This window comes from Clostridium taeniosporum (genome assembly GCF_001735765.2).
In the GTDB taxonomy this organism is placed as follows: Bacteria; Bacillota; Clostridia; order Clostridiales; family Clostridiaceae; genus Clostridium; species Clostridium taeniosporum.
Map to the genome: position 1 here is coordinate 1,969,953 of NZ_CP017253.2, position 20,068 is coordinate 1,990,020.

General features: G+C 27.1%; 14 protein-coding genes, 1 pseudogene and 1 other annotated feature. Of the genes and pseudogenes, 3 read left to right on the top strand and 12 right to left on the bottom strand.

Going from position 1 to position 20,068, the window contains the following annotated elements; genetic code table 11:
- Nucleotides 1-127 precede the first annotated feature (127 nt).
- The 7 genes from BGI42_RS09025 to nifJ form a co-directional block, all read right to left on the bottom strand.
- The gene (locus BGI42_RS09025; protein WP_069679999.1) at nucleotides 128-643 is read right to left on the bottom strand and encodes a DnaJ domain-containing protein; all 516 of its coding nucleotides are present in this window, start codon (nucleotides 641-643) and stop codon (nucleotides 128-130) included.
- Between the two features lie 144 nt (nucleotides 644-787).
- Nucleotides 788-3,226 carry a DNA helicase RecQ gene (gene recQ / locus BGI42_RS09030; RefSeq protein WP_069680000.1) on the bottom strand — a complete coding sequence of 813 codons (2,439 nt, stop codon included), beginning with the start codon at nucleotides 3,224-3,226 and terminating at the stop codon, nucleotides 788-790.
- Nucleotides 3,227-3,594: 368 nt separating this feature from the next.
- A complete protein-coding gene (locus tag BGI42_RS09035) occupies nucleotides 3,595-3,864 on the bottom strand; it encodes a hypothetical protein (protein WP_069680001.1) in 270 nt (89 codons plus the stop codon).
- 56 nt (nucleotides 3,865-3,920) lie between these two features.
- A complete protein-coding gene (locus BGI42_RS09040) occupies nucleotides 3,921-4,172 on the bottom strand; it encodes a phage holin family protein (protein WP_069680002.1) in 252 nt (83 codons plus the stop codon).
- A gap of 314 nt (nucleotides 4,173-4,486) precedes the next feature.
- Nucleotides 4,487-4,654 carry a hypothetical protein gene (locus BGI42_RS16235; RefSeq protein WP_192875369.1) on the bottom strand — a complete coding sequence of 56 codons (168 nt, stop codon included), beginning with the start codon at nucleotides 4,652-4,654 and terminating at the stop codon, nucleotides 4,487-4,489.
- A 261-nt stretch (nucleotides 4,655-4,915) separates the two neighbouring features.
- Complete coding sequence (locus BGI42_RS09045; protein ID WP_069680003.1) at nucleotides 4,916-5,911, bottom strand: CAP domain-containing protein; 996 nt, start codon at nucleotides 5,909-5,911, stop codon at nucleotides 4,916-4,918.
- A gap of 351 nt (nucleotides 5,912-6,262) precedes the next feature.
- Nucleotides 6,263-9,778: a pyruvate:ferredoxin (flavodoxin) oxidoreductase gene (gene nifJ, locus BGI42_RS09050; RefSeq protein WP_069680004.1), complete on the bottom strand. Its 3,516-nt coding sequence runs from the start codon at nucleotides 9,776-9,778 to the stop codon at nucleotides 6,263-6,265.
- A 275-nt stretch (nucleotides 9,779-10,053) separates the two neighbouring features.
- On the opposite strand from nifJ, the gene BGI42_RS09055 reads away from it, so the two are divergent.
- Together BGI42_RS09055 and BGI42_RS09060 are read left to right on the top strand one after the other, a co-directional pair.
- Nucleotides 10,054-10,461, top strand: a complete 408-nt coding sequence (locus BGI42_RS09055; RefSeq protein ID WP_069680005.1) for a secondary thiamine-phosphate synthase enzyme YjbQ — start codon at nucleotides 10,054-10,056, stop codon at nucleotides 10,459-10,461.
- A gap of 339 nt (nucleotides 10,462-10,800) precedes the next feature.
- Nucleotides 10,801-12,018: pseudogene (locus BGI42_RS09060) on the top strand (IS701 family transposase).
- Between the two features lie 41 nt (nucleotides 12,019-12,059).
- On the opposite strand, the gene BGI42_RS09065 reads toward BGI42_RS09060, so the two are convergent.
- Entirely contained in the window at nucleotides 12,060-13,187 is a 1,128-nt protein-coding gene (locus BGI42_RS09065) for a glycerate kinase family protein (RefSeq protein WP_069680006.1), read from the bottom strand.
- A gap of 280 nt (nucleotides 13,188-13,467) precedes the next feature.
- Here BGI42_RS09065 and BGI42_RS09070 point away from each other — a divergent pair, with 280 nt between their 5' ends.
- Nucleotides 13,468-13,938 (top strand): hypothetical protein, encoded by a 471-nt coding sequence (locus BGI42_RS09070; protein WP_242984717.1) that lies wholly within the window; start codon nucleotides 13,468-13,470, stop codon nucleotides 13,936-13,938.
- A gap of 424 nt (nucleotides 13,939-14,362) precedes the next feature.
- On the opposite strand, the gene BGI42_RS09080 is transcribed toward BGI42_RS09070, so the two are convergent.
- The 4 genes from BGI42_RS09080 to gltX form a co-directional block, all read right to left on the bottom strand.
- Entirely contained in the window at nucleotides 14,363-14,941 is a 579-nt protein-coding gene (locus tag BGI42_RS09080) for a DUF4878 domain-containing protein (protein ID WP_105165912.1), read from the bottom strand.
- A 467-nt stretch (nucleotides 14,942-15,408) separates the two neighbouring features.
- Complete coding sequence (locus tag BGI42_RS09085) at nucleotides 15,409-15,564, bottom strand: zinc-ribbon domain-containing protein (RefSeq protein ID WP_069680008.1); 156 nt, start codon at nucleotides 15,562-15,564, stop codon at nucleotides 15,409-15,411.
- A 405-nt stretch (nucleotides 15,565-15,969) separates the two neighbouring features.
- Nucleotides 15,970-17,628, bottom strand: a complete 1,659-nt coding sequence (locus BGI42_RS09090; protein ID WP_069680009.1) for a glutamine--tRNA ligase/YqeY domain fusion protein — start codon at nucleotides 17,626-17,628, stop codon at nucleotides 15,970-15,972.
- Between the two features lie 322 nt (nucleotides 17,629-17,950).
- Nucleotides 17,951-19,612 carry a glutamate--tRNA ligase gene (gene gltX, locus BGI42_RS09095; protein WP_069680010.1) on the bottom strand — a complete coding sequence of 554 codons (1,662 nt, stop codon included), beginning with the start codon at nucleotides 19,610-19,612 and terminating at the stop codon, nucleotides 17,951-17,953.
- A 51-nt stretch (nucleotides 19,613-19,663) separates the two neighbouring features.
- Nucleotides 19,664-19,884, bottom strand: a binding site (T-box leader).
- Nucleotides 19,885-20,068 lie beyond the last annotated feature (184 nt).

Genomic DNA, 20,068 nt, shown 5'->3' on the forward strand with positions numbered 1-20,068 from the left:
ACCTACCGAATAAAAAAGCTCAGAGACTCTTAAAAGATCCTCTAAGCTTAAAAATATAATTTACTTATACAAGAATATCACATTTATAATTTTATATCAAGTTATTGGATATGTTTCTAGTTTTTGATTAACACATACCTCCATTTCCCCCACCACCGCCTCCGCAGGCATTCATATTGTTATTATTATTCATATTATTTTTATTATTTGAATTTCTTCGTGCATAATTAGATGCAAATTCCATAACTTTAGATTGAAGTTTATTTAAACTTTCTAAATATTCTATGTTATTCGGTTCTATTTCAGTAGCTGTTTTTAAATATGATAAAGCTGTATCAAACCAACCTTTTTGCACTGCTATAAATCCTTGTAAATAATTCCATTCAGCTGATTTTCTATCATCTACAACATTAAGTTTAGCTTCTGCTTCTAAAAAATTATTATTTTCAATTAAGTATCTAACCTCTTTATATAAATTTCCATTAATAAGTACATCATAGGCTATATTTATATCTCTGAAATTCCCTTGATTGTATTGATCTTGATCATCCTCTTTATAACTTGCTACTATTTCTTTATATCTTTCCTTTATATCTTCTTCACTAGCACCTTCATTTAATCCTAAAACTTTATATGGATTCAAATTAATAACACTCCTCTAAAAATTTCTTTATTCCTTAATATTAAATATATTTTTAATATTTAATATTATTACATTATAAATTCTTATTACTTATTAATTAATTTGTTTATTGATGCTAATTTTCTATATGTGCAAATTCTTAATTTAGTTTAAATAATATTTTTTTAATATTACTGCACGTATTGATTCATATTTTATAAATGAAGGAAGTTGTTTCTTTATTGCACTTATCTTCTCATATCCTATTTTTTCACATACATCAATAATTTGAACTTCTTCCTCTTTATTATATAAATCTTCTAAATTTAAATTAAAGTTAATTTCTCCAAATTCTTTTATATAGTCTGTAACATATCCTAAAATAGTTGAAATTGAAATTTCTATTTCTTCAAATATTTCAGATAGTTTTTTCCCTTCTTTCAACATATCAATTGCAATTTCATTATCTTCTCTGTGCTCTCCATCAATAATTACATTTCTTTTTTTTCTATTAATCCATGTTACCTCAATATGATTTTCTAAAATATAATCATTGACTGTAAAAATCAGCTTTTCTCCACATAATTCAATTTTCTTTGGTCCAACCCCACTTATATCTTTTAATTGATCAATAGTTCTAGGATATCTACCACTTATTTCTTTTAGAGATTTTTTTGACATTATCATCTTTGGAATTGTATTTTCTTTCTTTGCTATTTCATTTCTTAAGCTATCTAATCTATCAAATAACTTTTCATCACTATTAACCTCTAAATGAATATTTTCCATTTTAATTTCTTCTTGTTTTTTTGTTTTATCAGATAATTCAATATTATTATCTTTTACAAATTTTTTTATTTCACTTTCAAATCTTTCTCCATATTTTTTATATTTTATTTCTCCTACTCCAGATATATTGAGCATATCTTCTTTATTCATTGGATATTTAGCTGACATTTCTTTTAATGTGGCATCTCCAAATATAACATATGGAGGTACACCATTTTCTATAGAGAATTCTCTTCTTATTTCCTTAAGAATAGAATATAATTTATTATCTTCTTTAGCCTTCTTTTCAACTTTAAATTCTTTAAATATAACCTTTTCTTGTGATTTTAAAACTTTCATGGAATTCTGATTCAAACCTAAAACCGGATATGTTCCATTAACAACTGATATGTACCTATGAGATATTAATGTATTTATAAAATTTTTAAGTTCTTCATTTGAATAATCTTTCATAATCCCATATGTTGATAGTTCATTAAACTTAAATTGTAATACTTTTTTATTTTTAGATCCTCTTAATACATCCATAAGCATTCCTGTACCAAATTTATTTTTCATTCTATATATACATGAAAGTACTTTTTGAGCATCGATAGTTTTATCAACTAATTCTCCTTCATTTAAACAATTGCTACAATTTTCACATTCATGACCATAATTTTCTCCAAAATAATCTAATATATATTTTCTATAACATTCATTTGTATATACAAAATCAGTCATCTCATTAAGTTTTCTATATTGATTATTCTTTCTTTCAAAATTTTCAATAGATTGTTCTATTAAATACTTTTGTATTTGAACATCTTGAGGTGAAAATAATAATATACATTCGCTCTTATCCCCATCTCTTCCTGCTCTACCTATTTCCTGATAATATCCCTCTATATTTTTAGGCATATTATAATGAACTACAAATCTTATATTCGGTTTATCTATTCCCATTCCAAATGCATTAGTTGCTACCATAATGCCACTTTTATCATATATAAAATCTTCTTGATTTTTATTCCTATCTTTTTCTGATAACCCTGCATGATATTTAGTAGCTGAAAATCCATTATAATTTAATTCTTCATATATTTTATCAACTTCTTTTCTAGTTGCTGCATAAATTATACCTGAAGATTCTTTATTGTTGTTTATATAATTATATAAATAATTTTTTTTATCTCCTGATTTTATTACATTTATAAATAAATTTTCCCTATCGAATCCTGTAATAAAAACTTTAGCATTATTTAAATTGAGAAGTTTTATGATATCTTCTCTTACTTCTTCTGAAGCTGTAGCTGTAAATGCAGTAATTATAGGTCTATTTTTAAGTAATTTAATAAATCCCACTATCTTGGTATAGCTTGTTCTAAAATCATGTCCCCATTGAGAAATACAATGTGCTTCATCTATTGCAATTTGAGATATATCACATTCTGAAATAACATTTAAGAAATTAAGTGATTCTAATCTTTCTGGAGCTATGTATAATATTTTACACTTTCCATTTTTTATATTTTCTATAACATTATTTTCTTCAATACCACTTATTGAACTATTAATAAATTCTCCTTGTATCCCCATATCTTTTAAACTATCTACCTGATCTTTCATTAAAGAAATAAGTGGTGAAATAACAATTGTTAATCCTTTAAATATAAGTGCCGGAATTTGATAACAAATTGATTTTCCACCACCTGTTGGCATTATAGCTAATGTATCATTTCCTTCTAAAATAGTTGAAATTATATTTTCTTGCCCTTTTCTAAAAGACTTATATCCATAATACTTTTCTAAAAGTGATAATTCTTTACTTTTCATTTAAACAAATCTCCTTAAACCCTTCTTTTATTTAATATTTTGTAGATAAACTTATATACTACTAATATAAATTTAACATATTAATATTTAATTAAAATAATATATTTATTCTAAATACTTTCCTAACTATAAAGTATTTAATCATTTAATAATATTAAATATTTTATATGTAACCTTAAAATAAATCTTCATCTATAAAAATATCTATATTAATCTTTTATGTTATATATCAATACCTATTATTATATTATAAATTCTCAATTAATGCTTAACAAACCTATACTTATTATAAAAAAGGAATTAACTTTAAATATTCTTTAGTTAATTCCTCCATTATATTAATCTTTGATTATTAAATTCCAATATATTTAGTTATTAATTTTCTCTATACTTTTTAATTTGGGTTTTCCTTCTTTAGGGACATAAATATATATCTTTACAAGTTCAGCTTTTAATTTATAAGTATCACTTATTGATCCACATATAAATATATAGTTTGTCCCTTCTTTAACCTGACTACTAACTGTTATAGGTGTAAATTTTCTTTTTAAATTTTCTTCAAGAGCTGTCTCAAGAACTTCCCTATCTTGCTTTCTTACATATTTATGAACATTCCATCCATCAAAATGTTTATCCATCTCAACACCTCCATAATGTTTTTTATAAAAAATAACTTTTATTTAATATCTACAAATCATTCTCTCTTATTATATTGTTTAAAAAGTTGATTTGTGTATACTGCTGCACCTGTAACCAAAACACCCTGTATCGCTGAATTTACACTAAACCCCAATAAGAACATCGCACTAGTTATTCCAATAATTAACAAAATGAATGGAATAAATTTGTTAGGAATACTTTCAGTCCCCCTAATTATCATACCTACTATATAAAGTGCTGGAATTAAAATTAATGCATTTTCTGATATATAAGTCATAAAATCCATAAAACCCCTCCTAACTTTTTTAATTTTTAACTAGGAATAGCATTCTAATTTAAACTTTATTTTCTTACATATAATATGAATAAATTCTTTTCTTTGTACACACAACAAAAAACTAAATTAAAGATTTATAATTTAGTTTTTTATGTATACTATTATTTATTACTTTTATTATATAGTTAACCTTAAAAATTATAATTTTCTTATTTGATTTATATGTGAAAGAAGAATCTAAAACAGTATATTTTTTTCATTTATATTAATTATTAATATATTTAAAGGTGGTGTTTTATTAAAACACCACCTTTTCTATTCTTTTAATCATCACTACATGCACAAAAACTATGCTGTAAATCTACATATTCTTGCCAACTTAAATTTTTTAAATATTTGTCATAATGACATTCATTACAAAAATACCCTACCTTGTTTTCCAAATATTCATTATCTAATTCTTTTTTACAGTAAAAACATTGTTTTTCCAAATTATCACCCCTAGTTATAATATATTAAATTATCAAATTAGTAATAATATAAAATCTCTCTATTATATTTTAACCATTTATTGTGAATTATATGAGTAAATTATAACATATATTACTAAAAAAAGTCATCAATTCAAATTTCTTAATCTTATTTTAAGAAAAATAAATCAATGACTTTTTATAAACTTTATTTAATTTAGAATATTTTTCAGTGACTTGTAATTACGAATTTTAAACTAATACATTTGTATCATAGTAAAATTAATTTGAGAATGTTTGTGTTCCCATATATTTATTATTGTCTTTATCGTAAATAACACCTATACCAACTTTGTTATATGCAGGATTCATCATATTGTCTCTATGACCTTTTGAATTCCACCATTGGTTAAATAATTCTACTGGATCATAAGTATTGTATGCAATATTTTCACCAGTTGTATTATATTTATATCCTATTGCTTGTAACCAGTTTGTCCACTTAGTTCCGTCTGGATTTGTGTGATCAAAGTAATTATATTGAATCATATGGTTACTCTTATATCTAGCAACTTTTAATAAAGTATTATCCATAGTTAATGGTTGTAAACCAGCTTGTACTCTTTTTTCATTCATTAATTGAAGAATCTTATTTTCTGCATTACTTTGTATGCTTATAGAATATTTTTCTGGTAATTTGCTTAATCCTGATACATTTACAGAATCACCACTTGTAGGTTGCACATTTTCTTCCTTATCTACTGGTTTTTCTGGTGCAGTTGTACCTTCATTTACATTAGTGTTTGGAGTTGTTACATCATTTGATCCATTGTTGTCTTCTGTTACATTTGGAACTGTTATGTCATCTTTTCCTTTATTATCTTCTGATGTATTTGGAATTGTTGTATCATTTGATCCATTATTATTTTCTACTACAGTTGTGTCATTTGATCCATTATTAACTTCTGGTGCTGTTGTATCAGCTGAATCATTATTAGCTATTACTGAATCATTAAGTTTAGTTGGACGTTTCACCCACCCAAATTGTAAATTACAGCTTGTCTTATTATTTTTTATATAATTATTTAAATAATCTTCTAATTTTATTTCTCCATTTGAACCTAAGCAGAACCAAGTACCATAAACTTTGCTCCAACTTTTAGTAATATTACAATTATTATTTTTTCCTGCTGCGGATACCCCTAATGGATTTAGGCTTGTAATTGTTGCTACTGCTACAACGCCTCCTATTATTCTTCTTAAAAAAGCTTTCTTCATTAGTTTCTCTCCCTCGCTATTTATTTTTGGATGTATATGTAAATTTCAACATATGCCTTTTTATTAAAGGCTTTTTCATATATTCAAATTTGTTGCAACATCCTTGTCTCCTATACTAACATATATACGACATTTTTCAACCAATGAATAAGAGCTTTTAAACAGATTAGCGCCTTTTTATTATAGGATTCTTTAATAATTCTAAAGAATGCTTGTTTGTTTTATGTAGTTTTATATATTTTATTAAAAAATAAATATAAAATTTTAGCAAATTTTGTATTTATTTTTATATTGTAAAATGGCTATATTACTTATTCATTTAGTAATATAGCCATTTTAATCTTCACATTTTTATTGTTGAGACGCTAATTTTTTATAATTATTATATCTTTCTAAAGCATCCTCTTCAGTCTTTTTTAATAACTCTTCTGATGACTCTGGGAATACCTTAGCAAGTGAAGCGTATCTAACTTCACCCATTAAAAATTCTCTAAAGTTTCCTTTTGGTTCCTTTGAATCTAACGAAAATGGATTCTTTGTTCCTTTTAATGTAGGATTATATCTATATAAAGTCCAATATCCACATTCAACTGCTTTTCTTTCTTCTTCTTGAGAGTTTGACATTCCAACCTTTATTCCATGACTTATACATGGTGCATAAGCAATTATTAATGATGGTCCATCATAACTTTCAGCTTCCAATATAGCTTTAAGTGCTTGATTTTTATCTGCCCCTATGGCTATTTGAGCTACATACACATATCCATAAGTCATTGCAATCATTCCTAAATCTTTCTTTTTAGTTTTCTTACCTGAAGCAGCAAATTTAGCAATAGCAGCTGTTGGTGTAGATTTAGACGCTTGACCTCCAGTATTTGAATATATCTCTGTATCAAATATTAATATATTAACATTTTCTCCAGATGAAATAACATGATCAAGTCCACCATAACCTATATCATAGCCCCAACCATCTCCACCAAATATCCATTGAGATCTATTAACTAAAAAGTCTTTATCATTTAATATAACTTTAGCAAGTTCATTATTTTCTTTTTCAAGAACCTCTACAACTTTGTTGGCTCTTTCTCTAGTTCCTTCTCCACAATCTTTATTATCTAACCATTCTTTTAATACTGATTTTACATCTTCACCCATATCTGAATTTAGTGCTTTTTCTATATTATGCGCTATTCTTTCTCTAATAGCTTTAACTCCTAAGTACATTCCATAACCAAATTCAGCATTATCTTCAAATAAAGAATTAGCCCATGCTGGACCATATCCCTCTTGATTTTTAGTATAAGCTGTAGCAGGACCTCCTGCTGACCAAATTGATGAACAACCAGTTGCATTTGCTATCATCATTCTTGGTCCAAATAATTGTGTTACAAGCTTAGCATATGCAGGTTCTCCACATCCTGCACAAGCTCCTGAATATTCAAGAAGTGGAGTTTCAAATTGACTTCCTTTTACGGTATTTTTATTCATAGGATTTTTATTTACAACTTTTTTAATTGTATAATCCCATACTTCTATTTGATCATGTTGAGATTCTTGTGGTCTCATAATCAACGCTTTGCCTGGTGCAGGACAAACTTCAGCACAATTTCCACATCCTGTACAATCAAGTGGGGTTATTCCTATTGAATAATATAATTTTTCTTCACTCTTTAATCCCTTTGGTTCAACAAGTTTAATAGCTGAAGGTGCTTTTACTTTTTCTTCTTCATTTAGTAAAAATGGTCTTATTGTAGCATGTGGACATACATAAGAACATTGATTACATTGTATGCATTTATCAGGTAACCATTCTGGAACATTTACAGCAATTCCTCTTTTTTCATAAGCAGTAGTTCCAGCCATAAATGTACCATCTTCAATATTATGTTTAACGAAAGTAGAAACTGGTAAAGAGTCTCCTTCTAATCTATTCATAGGATTTACTATTTCTTTTATAAATTCAGGTAAATCTTCATTATTCTCTTTCTTTTCATCAATAGAGTTTTTCCATCCAAATGGTATTTCTATTTTTACTATACCTTCAAGTCCTGCATCAATAGCGTCATTATTCATTCTAACTACTTTTTCACCTTTTTTACCATATGAATTTACAACTGCTTCTTTCAGATATTTAACTGCATCTTCAACTGGTATTATATTGGTTATTTTAAAGAATGCTGCTTGCATTATCATATTTATTCTTCCACCCAGACCAATTTCTTGAGCTATTTTAATAGCATTGATTATATAAAATTCTATATTGTTTTCAGCAATAAATCTCTTCATACCGGCTGGTAATTTCTCATCTAACTCATCTTTATCCCATATAGTATTTAATAAAAATCTTCCATTCTTCTTTAATCCCTTTAATACATTGTATTTATAGACATACGATTGATTGTGACATGCAATAAAATCTGCATTGTCTATTAGATATCTTGATTTTATAGGTTCTTTTCCAAATCTTAAATGAGAAACTGTTATACCACCAGATTTTTTAGAATCATAGTCAAAATATCCTTGGGCATACATATCAGTATGATCACCTATAATTTTTATAGCACTCTTATTAGCTCCTACTGTACCATCTGATCCTAATCCCCAGAACTTACAAGAAGTAGTTCCCTCTGGAATTGCATTAATATCTCTATGCAACTTTAATGATGTATTAGTTAAATCATCAGTTATTCCTATAGTAAATCCATTCTTAGGTTCATCATTAAGCAAGTTATCAAAAACAGCAGCAATATGTGAAGGTGTTGGATCTTTAGAACCTAAACCAAATCTTCCACCAACAACTATAGGAGCATCTTTTTTACCATATAAACTTCTAACTACATCTAAATATAATGGCTCCCCTATTGAACCTGGCTCTTTTGTCCTATCTAAAACTGCAATTTTCTCAACTGTTTTTGGTATAACTTTTAATAATCTTTCAATTGAAAATGGTCTATACAGTCTAACTTTTACTAAACCTACTTTTTGTTTATTATTGTTTAAATAATCAACTGTTTCTTCTATTACATCATTAACTGATCCCATTGCTATTATTATTCTATCAGCATCCTTTGCTCCATAATAATCAAAGCAATGATATTCTCTACCTATAAGTTTAGTTATCTCACTCATGTATTCTTCTACAATAGATGGAATATCATTATAAGCTTTATTTACGGCTTCTCTTGTTTGGAAATATATATCTGGATTTTGAGCTGTACCTCTAGTTACTGGATGGTTAGGATTTAATGAATTTTTTCTAAATTCGTCAATAGCATTATAATCAACTAATTTAGCTAATTCATCCTGCTCAATCACTTCAATTTTTTGAATTTCATGAGATGTTCTGAATCCTTCAAAAAAATTAAGAAAAGGTATTTTCCCTTTTATAGCTGCTAAATGTGCAACTCCTGATAAATCCATAACTTCTTGTACAGAACTTTCTACAAGCATAGCAAATCCTGTTTGTCTTGCTGCCATAACATCTTGATGATCTCCAAAGATACTTAAAGAAGATGTAGCAAGTGCTCTAGAAGAAACATGCATAACGCAAGGTAATTTTTCTCCTGATATTTTATACATATTAGGAATCATAAGTAGTAACCCTTGTGATGCTGTATATGTTGTAGTTAATGCACCAGCTTGAAGTGAACCATGTGTAGCACCTGCAGCACCTGCTTCTGATTGCATTTCAACTATTTTAACAGGTTCTCCAAATATATTTTTTCTTCCTTGAGATGCCCATTCATCAACATGTTCTGCCATTGGTGATGATGGGGTTATTGGATAAATAGCTGCTACTTCTGTAAATCCATAAGATATATGAGCCGCAGCAGTATTTCCGTCCATTGTTTTAGTTCTTCTCATCTTTTCTACCTCTTTTGCTTAATTATTTCTTTAATGTAATATCCTAGCACTATATTTATAAATTAAAATAGTGCTAAATTAAAACATATAAATTTCTTAAAAAACTAATTTTTAACCTATGTATTCTCTAATAGTATTTGAAAAAAAATTAAGTATTATGTACATTTTTAAACTTATAAAAATAATAGAAAATAATGATTTTTATTATTACAATTAAAATATGATATAATTTATGTTAATTCAAGAAAATATATATTATTAGGAGGTACTCCTTAATGAAAAATTTATTTAAACATCCCTTAACTATAAGTTCTAGACAAACATTGATAGATATAACTTCATATATTAAAGAAGATATTAAACTTAGCAATATAAAAGACGGTATTGTTTTAGTATATTGCCCTCATACAACTGCAGGTATTACAGTAAATGAAAATGCTGATCCTGATGTAATTCATGATTTGATATATGGATTTGAAAAAGTATACCCAACAAAAGATAGTAAATATAAACATTTTGAAGGTAATTCCCATGCCCATATGAAATCTTCAACTATGGGAACTTCTCAATCTTTTATACTTAATGATGGTAATTTAATACTTGGGACATGGCAAGGTATTTATTTCTGCGAATTTGATGGGCCTAGAAATAGATCATTTTATGTTAAAATTTTAGAAGGATAATATGAAAAAGTATTTAAAATAGTTGTTATGTTTTAACATGATGTTGATATTATAGTATATAGCTCTTGTACAGAGAAATTTACTTTAATGATTCTAAAAAGCAAATTTAATGCCAATGCGCTCTTATACTAAAATATCAACATTTATTCAAAACAGATCCAAAATAATTAAATACCTTTTTATTTTATTAAGTTACTTGACTTGTGCATTGATTTAAGAAAATTTACCATTGGTTTATAATTCATATTTTACCAAAAGAAAAATTATATAAAAAAGTAGCATATAAACCTCAAACATGCTAGATTTATTGTTGCAAAACTAAAACCTAAGGAGATTTATATGCCGACAACAATATTAAACCAAAACGAATTTATTAGCAACTATATTTTAGAGTTAAATATTCCATATTCTTCTGCGTTAAAGAATCATATGGTAAATTTAACATCTGGAATAATCGTAACCGAAGGAAATAAGACTATTTCTTCAGCTTACAATAAGATTACATCTAACCGACACAGAAGTACTGGTTCAAGATTCCTAAGTTCATATTCATGGAATCATGAATATGTTACGGAAGAATGCATATTTCATGCAATCTCTGAAATTTCCAATACTTGTGAAGATAGTGATGTTGGATTCCTAATTATTGATGATACCTTGAGTAAGAAAAATACTTCAAGTAAAAAAATTGAAGGTTTAGATTTTCACAATTCTCATGCTGATGGTAACAAACCGAAGTGGTCTCACTGCTTAGTTACATCCCACTATAAGATTAATGATTATTCTATACCTCTGAATTTCAAACAATATCACCGAAAGGAATCTAGTAAAAAGCTATCTAAAAAATTTCTAGATAAAAATGAACTTGCAATGGAACTAATAAATGAATTTGCTCCTGCAACTAAAAACAACTATTTATTAGTTGATTCATGGTATACTTCAGCAAAAATTTTGCTTCACGGTTTAATAAATGGTTGTCACACTATCGGTAGAATAAAATCTAACAGAGTGATATATCCTGCTGGCATTAAAACAAATGTAAAAGAGTTTTCTTCATACATTAGAACTAATGAAACTAGCTTAGTTACCGCTAGTAACAACAAGTACTACGTTTATAGATATGAAGGAAAACTCAACGATATAGAAAATGCCGTTGTACTTATAAGCTGGACTAAAAGTGATTTATCTGATAAGCCAGCATTCATTATAAGTACTGATGTTTCACTTGATAATAAAACAATAATTTCATACTCCGAAAAGCGTTGGGATATTGAAGTAAGTTATAGATATCATAAAACAGCTCTTGGTTTTGATGAATTTCAAATTCAATCTTTAGAATCAATACATAGATATTGGAGTATGATATTTTTAACGTATACTTTCCTTGAGCTTTTCAGAGTTAAATAAGGTAAATTATATAAATTGAAAAATATCGGTGAAGTAATATTACACTTCCGAAACAACTATTTGGTAAAAATAGTTGCTTTTGCACATGAATGTGCAGATAACGGGATTAATCTAGAGTCTGCTATTTCCAAATTAGGACTAGTAGCTTAAATTTTTCCTATTTTCTGCACAAGTATAGTAAGTTATTAAAATTATAATGCTAAGACTCTAACTACATTTTCAACACATCTTTCTAAGTTTTCTTTTCCTAATATCAATGCTTCATCCATATTCGTAATACCTGTTAATATTCCAAATATAGAATCAATTCCTTCAGAATACAAAGACTCTACTTCTTTTCCAATTTTTCCCGCAAAAGCTATTGTTTTAACATTTTCTCTTTTAGCTATTTTAGCTACTCCAATAGGAGTTTTCCCAAAGATTGTTTGAGAATCTATACTTCCCTCTCCCGTAAATAAAAAGTCTGCTCCTTTTACTTTTTCACTTAAATTAGTATGCTTTATAACCAAATCAATTCCTCTTTTTAATTTTCCATTTAAAAATGCTAATAGTGCTGCTCCAAGCCCACCAGCAGCTCCTGCACCTTTAGTATATGCAATATCTTTTCCTAAACATTTTTTTATAACTTCTGCATAATGCAATAAATTTTCATCTAATTCTTTAACCATTTTTGGTGTTGCACCCTTTTGAGGACCAAAAATTGCTGAAGCTCCATTTTCTCCTATTAGAGGATTGGTAACATCACAAGCAACTTCAATTATAACCTCCTTTAATCTGCAATCTAAATTTGATAAATCTATATTTTCAAGGTTATTTAAAGAACCACCACCAAAAGGAATTTCTTTTCCATTATAATCTGAAAGTTTTCCACCTAATGCTTGAATCATTCCCGCTCCTCCATCATTTGTAGCACTTCCACCAATTCCTATAATGATATGTTTTATTCCTTTATCTAAAGCTGCTTTTATAAGCTCTCCCGTACCATAAGTTGTAGTTATAATAGGATTACGTTCTTCTCTTTTTATTAATTGTATTCCACTAGCTGTTGCCATTTCTATTACTGCTGTACTTTTATTTCCAAGTACTCCAAAACAAGCATTAACTTTTTTACCTAAAGGTCCTAATACTTCTACCTCACATATTTGTCCATTTGTTGATTCTACTAATGCTTCTACAGTTCCTTCCCCTCCATCTGCCATTGGAACCTTTATGCATTCTGCTTTAGGCATAACTTTTTTTATTCCTCTTTCCATAGCTTCACATGCTTCTTTTGAGGTCATACTTTCTTTAAATGAATCTGGTGCTAATATAAATTTCATATCTAATTCCTCCATAAATCAGTTAACTTTAATATTTAATAGTAATAATCTAAATTATTATTCCAAGCACTTTAATTAATAAAATAATTATGATAAATCATACTATTGCTTTATATAGGATAAGCTTTAATCTTTAATTCATGTTCATATTTATACTTCCACATGTTGAATAAAAAAGCTTCCATTATGATTTTTTTGTGTACATTGATTTATATGTAATTTATGGTATAATTTTAATTGGTATTTTATAGTATAACATAATTATAGGGGGAATTTTAAAATGAAAATTAAAAATTGGACAATTGAAGTTGATGGTCTGTCGCATACTATTGGCTATAAATCAGGATTCAGAAATTATATAATAGTTGATGGTGAACGCCAAAAAGTAAAATCTTCTAATGCATTTATTAATGTAATTGATTATTCTATTAACTTTGGTGATACCGAATGTAAATTAGTGGTTATTGGTAACAAAGTTGATTTAGCTGTCAATGGTACTTTTTTAGATAGTAATAAACCTTATGTACCAATAGATTCAACTCCTTCTTGGATTTGGGTACTTGTAGGTATAAGTACATTAGGTGGTGTATTAGTTGCTGGAATTTTAGGTTGTTTAATTGGTTTATTAATGAGTATGTTATATATTCAATTTGGACTTCAAAAGAAAAACAGTGCAGTAATTGGGTGGTTTGTATTTTGTAGCTTTTTACAACTATTAATTTTATTTGCTTTACATTCTTTATTAAGTTAATTTTGAAAGGTAAAAATACATAATTATGAATAATGAGTTTAACAATATAAAATCTGCTTCAACAAAAGTGGTTATAAAAAATAACTATTCAAGAAAAAAAAATGGGAAATCTATTGTTTCATTAGTTTTTGGAATTATTTCATTAGTTTTTTTCTGGAGTTTTATTTTCCCAATTATTGCAGGATTTCTTGGTATAATAATTGGCATTATTAGTCTGATTAAAAAATATGATAGTGTAAAATTAAGTATCTGCGGTATTGTTACATCTATATTAGGATTCTTATTAAGCCTACTAACTAATTTTAGTTACATACTAATGTATTTGTCGTAAATTTATAAAGGAATAGAACTAAATTAAATTTTTAGTTCTATTCCTTTACCTTACAATATAAAATTTATTTTTTTATATACCTTTAACTATATGTTACTTTTGAAAATTAAACATTGATGGATCTATATTAGCTAATAATTTAGCTAATTCATCATTATTGATTATTCTCCATTCGCCATCCACTTTTTCTAAATGTATATCTTGAGTTCTTTCTGTTAATTTAACATTATCTAAACACTCACTTAACATACTATCATACATTTTTTCATTTTCTTCATCTGATTTATTAGTTCCTGAAAATGCAACTGAAATTGCCTTTTTAAAAAACTCGCCTATAACTGCTGCTAAATCTGGAGCAGTTGCAGTTACATTTACTACAGCAGAATCTCCTTCTATATTTTCAGAATTTATTTTATAAGTTAAGTTCTTCATAGAATCAAGTATTTTCTTTTCTGATTCATTAAATTTACCTTTATCTTCTCCTGCTTTTTCATCTTCTTTTTCTATATTTTTATTTAACAATTTAGAAAAATCTGCATTTTCACCTTTTTTAACTTGTTCTAAATAATTCTTCACAGTATTAGTGGGTGTCTTTTTTTCTGCACAACCACAAACTCCAGCTAATAACATAAATACTAGAGTAATAGAAAGTAGTTTCTTTAATTTTTTCACTATTATTTCCCCCTTAAATAACTTATATCATATTATATTAAAATTATTACATAATATGATATTACTTACTTTAATACCTAATTATTATATCATATAAAATAAAAATATATAATAAATATGTTAACTACCCTCTGAAAATCTATATAATAAGCATGTATCGAAAAAGTTATCTATGTATAACACATAGTCTCTTTTTATTAATATTTTTACTAATTTATAATAAATAATTTACTGATTTTTTGTAAAATTAAGAAGCTATAAAAATATTTCAATTCCTATAGCTTCTTAATTATTCTTTAACTTATATAATTATTGGCAAGTAGCTTTTAGGGATCAACTACTAAGAACCCTCTATTTTATAGTTACTATAAAATAGTTATAATTATTTTATCACTTCATTCACCTTTTCTTAAATTGCTACATAAAAAAAGGTTATAAGAAAATCTTATAACCTTTTAAATCATAAATTATCTTCTATTATTTTGTGCTTTCTTAGCTCTTCTACAAGCTACACATCTTACAGGTTCATTATCGAATCCTTTTTCTTTATAGAATTCTTGTTCTCCTACTGAAAATACGAATTCTTCTCCACAATCTCTACATACTAATGTCTTATCTTCCATATTAAATTCCTCCTTAATTTTAAAGACTAATATTGATTTATATAATTCTCTAAAAGGAGAAATCTACATATCTATAAAAAATCTTTTTTAACAATATATTTATTATAGCATATTTCTAATTTTATTACAACATTTATTTTTAATTTAATATCTAATATTTTTTGCTCTATGTTTATATGTATTTTGAAATGTTTTCATTTCACAATTCTACTTAATTTGCTCTACAGTGTCCAATTTATTTTCATATAATAAAAAACGTCGAGAAAAACCCGACGTTTTTACTTTTATCCGATAGCTACATTCGTAACACTCCTCTTCTTCAAGTAGGAGATAACCACTATACGCTTCTAGATAAGTTCAACTAAATTCAGCTGGAGTATAAAACTTCACCTGAAAAATTTCACTTTATAATCTAAATGAACTTTTAAGTGATACTATTCTATTAAATACTAACTTTTCATCAGTAGTATATTTTGAATCTACTGTAAAGAATCCATTTCTAATAAATTGGAACTTATCTTGTGACTTAGCATTTTCTACAGCTGTTGGCTCAATAAATCCTTGTAATACTTTTAGTGAGTTTGGATTTATTTGTTCTAAGAAATGCTTTCCTTCATTTTCTTCTACATCATCTAATATTAACGGTTCAAATAATCTAAATTCTGCTGATTTTGCTGCTTTAGCATCTACCCAGTGAATAGTTGCTTTTACCTTTCTTCCTTTAAATCCTGAACCTGATTTTGTTTCTGGATCATAAGTACAATGTATTTCTACGACTTCACCATTTTCATTTTTTATAACATCTGTACATTTAACAAAATATGCACCTTTTAACCTTACTTCATTTCCAGGGAATAATCTAAAATATTTCTTTACTGGAACCTCCATAAAATCTTCTTGTTCTATATATAACTCTCTTGAAAATGGTACAAGTCTCTTTCCTTTACTTTCATCCTTAGCGTTATTTTCTATTTCTAACATTTCTGTTTCACCTTCTGGATAGTTTGTAATAACTAATTTTAAAGGTTTCATAACAGCCATTGCTGATGATGCTTTTAATTGTAAATCTTCTCTTATAAAGTATTCTAACATTTGAGAATCTACTAATGAATTAGATTTAGCTACTCCTATTGCATTGCAAAAATTTCTTATAGATTCTGGTGTATATCCTCTTCTTCTTAATCCTGATATAGTAGGCATTCTTGGATCATCCCATCCATCAACTATTCCTTCATCAACTAATTGCTTTAATTTTCTTTTACTCATAACTGTATTAGTCATATTTAATCTTGCAAATTCAATTTGTCTAGGAACATTTTCCATTTCACATTCCTTTACAATCCAATCATATAAAGGTCTATGATCCTCAAACTCTAAAGTACATATTGAGTGTGTTATCCCTTCAATAGCATCTTCTATTGGATGTGCAAAATCATACATTGGATATATACACCATTTATCTTTTGTATTATGATGTTCTGCATGAGCAATTCTATAAATTATAGGATCTCTAAAATTTATATTTGGAGAAGCCATGTCTATTTTAGCTCTTAAAACTTTTTCTCCATCCTTGAATTCACCTTTCCTCATTCTTTCCAATAAGTCAAGATTTTCCTCAACGGTTCTATTTCTATAAGGACTTTCTTTTCCTGGTTCAGTTAAAGTTCCTCTATATTCTCTCATTTCTTCTGAAGTCAGATCACAAACATAAGCTAATCCCTTCTTGATTAAAAGAATAGCTTTTTCATACATTGTGTCAAAATAATTTGATGCAAAGAATATTTCATCCCAGTTACCACCAAGCCATTTTACATCTTCTTTAATTGATTCAACATATTCAGTGTCTTCTTTAGTAGGATTTGTATCATCAAATCTTAAATTAAATTTTCCTTTAAACTCTTCTGCTAATCCTGAATTTAAAACTATTGACTTGGCATGCCCTATATGTAAATACCCATTTGGTTCTGGAGGGAAACGAGTTATTATTTTATTATGTTTTCCAGAATCTAAATCTTCAATAATTATATTTCTTATAAAGTTAGATGAATTAATTTCATTAGACATATTCTTACCTCTCCTATTAATTATTTTTACATCTAAAAGTAATTAGATACTTATTTATATATTTGCATTTATTTTCAATTATAATCTAATATACTAAAAATTTAAAATCGCTAAACCATTGTTTGGCATCGATTTTTTAGCCATGGACCATTTCCAAACATAATGCAGGAATAATGGTACGGCATATTATTATTTTTTATTCTTTAGTTGAAACTTATAAAACCTTTAAAATACAGTATTCTATAAGTTATCTACAAAGTTCTAGTAATATAGATTCCTAAAGAATAAAAAAATTCCACCTAAAAAGTTTCAATTTATATACTTATATTTCTAAAAACTTTTGAAATCTTTCTTTTACTTTATCTTGGCCTAATATATTCATAATAGTGTAAAGATCCGGTGTATTGCTTCTATGTGATATAGCTGCTCTTACTGCACCTGCAACATCTGAAATCATACCTTTATATTGATCTGGATTTGCTTTATAGTCTTTTCTTTTTGCACAGTATCCTAAATCTAAACCAATTGCTTTTAAATCTTCAAACCATTCTTCTTGACTAGCAGAATTAACATTATATTTATTCATATATACTTTTATTACTTCTTTTGCTGCTTCTAATGTTAATGTCTTTGGTAATTCAACTTGATTTACCTCTTCCTTGTAGAATAATTCATCAAAGAAATAGAATATTTTCTCTTTTACTTCATCCCACTTAGCATAATCTTTTCTTGGTTTTGGACCATCTTTATCTATATTAAATATTTCTTTACACATTTTCTCATTTTCTGTAACTAATTTATACATTTCTGCATCGAATTCTTTTGCCCAAGCTACATAGTTATCGTAAACTACATCTGCTTTCATTTTACAAATAACATTTTTACTTACATCATGTAATTTTACTATATCAAATAAAGCTCCTGATTTACTCATCTTGTCTAAATCTACTGGGAACTCATGATAATCAGCTGTAGGATTTTCTGCTCTCCACTCTTCGAAAGTTGAGTTTATGATATTTAATAAATATTCAATAACTGAAACCGTTGGATATCCAACTTCCTTATAATAAGAAACAGCAGCTTCAGCATCTTTTCTCTTTGATAATTTTCTCTTTGAACCATTATCACTTTTCATTATTGTTGGAATATGAGCATATTCTGGTCTTTTAAAACCTAACATTTCAAATAATTGAATGTGTATAGGTAATGATGATAGCCACTCTTCACCTCTTATAACATGAGTAGTTCTCATTAAAGAATCATCTATAGCATGTGCAAAGTGATATGTTGGTAATCCATCACCTTTTATTATGACAATATCTTGATTATTTTCTGGGAATGATATATGTCCTTTTATTAAATCATATAATTCAACTCTATTTTCTATATTTCCTGGTGATTTTAATCTTAATATATACTCCTCACCTGCTTCTATTTTAGCTATAGCTTCTTCTGGAGTTAAATTTCTATACTTAGCATATTTGCCATAATATCCTGGTGTTAATTTTTCAGCTAATTGTTTTTCTCTTAAAGCTGTTAATTCCTCAACAGTGCAAAAACATGGATAAGCTAATCCTTTAGCAACTAAATCCTTAGCAAAAGTCTTATATATTTCCGCTCTTTGACTTTGTCTATATGGACCATATTCACCTTTAAAAGTTTCTTGTCCTGTCATACCTTCATTAAAATACATTCCAAAGTTATGCATTGTTTGAATTGTGTCTTCAATTGCACCTTCAACTTCTCTTTTTTGATCTGTATCCTCTATTCTCAAATAGAAAATACCTTCACTTTGACTTGCTAATCTTTCATTTACTAAAGCTGCAAATACTCCTCCAATATGTTGAAAACCTGTTGGTGATGGGGCATATCTAACAACCTTTGCACCTTCTTTTAAATTTCTCTTTGGATATTTTTTAATATAATATTCTGGTGTCTTATCAACACTTGGAAATATTATATTTGCTAATTTTTCTAAACTCATTCTTATTCCTCCTAAAAAAACTATATAAATATAAAAACTTTCGTCCTAAAACCTTAGGACGAAAGTTAATTCCGCGTTACCACCTAAATTGATTAAGTAAACTTAATCCACTCATTATCTCTATATGGGGAGAATACCCTAAACCTACTATGCAATAAAGCTTTCAGTTTAAACTCCAGAGCTTCTTTCTATAGAATCAAATATTAGGCTTACACTACTCCTAACTCGCTTTAAATCAATGTCTATATACTCTTCTCTTTCAACGCAATTATCAATATTATTCTTTATAAAATATAGTATTATTATACATATACCACTTATTATTGTAAATAGTATATTTCATTTATATTTATAAATGCTTATATAAATAATAACCTAATTTAATTATGGTATTATTCATTATTTATTTTTTCACCACTCAAACTAAACTTATTATAATATTCATTAAAATATATA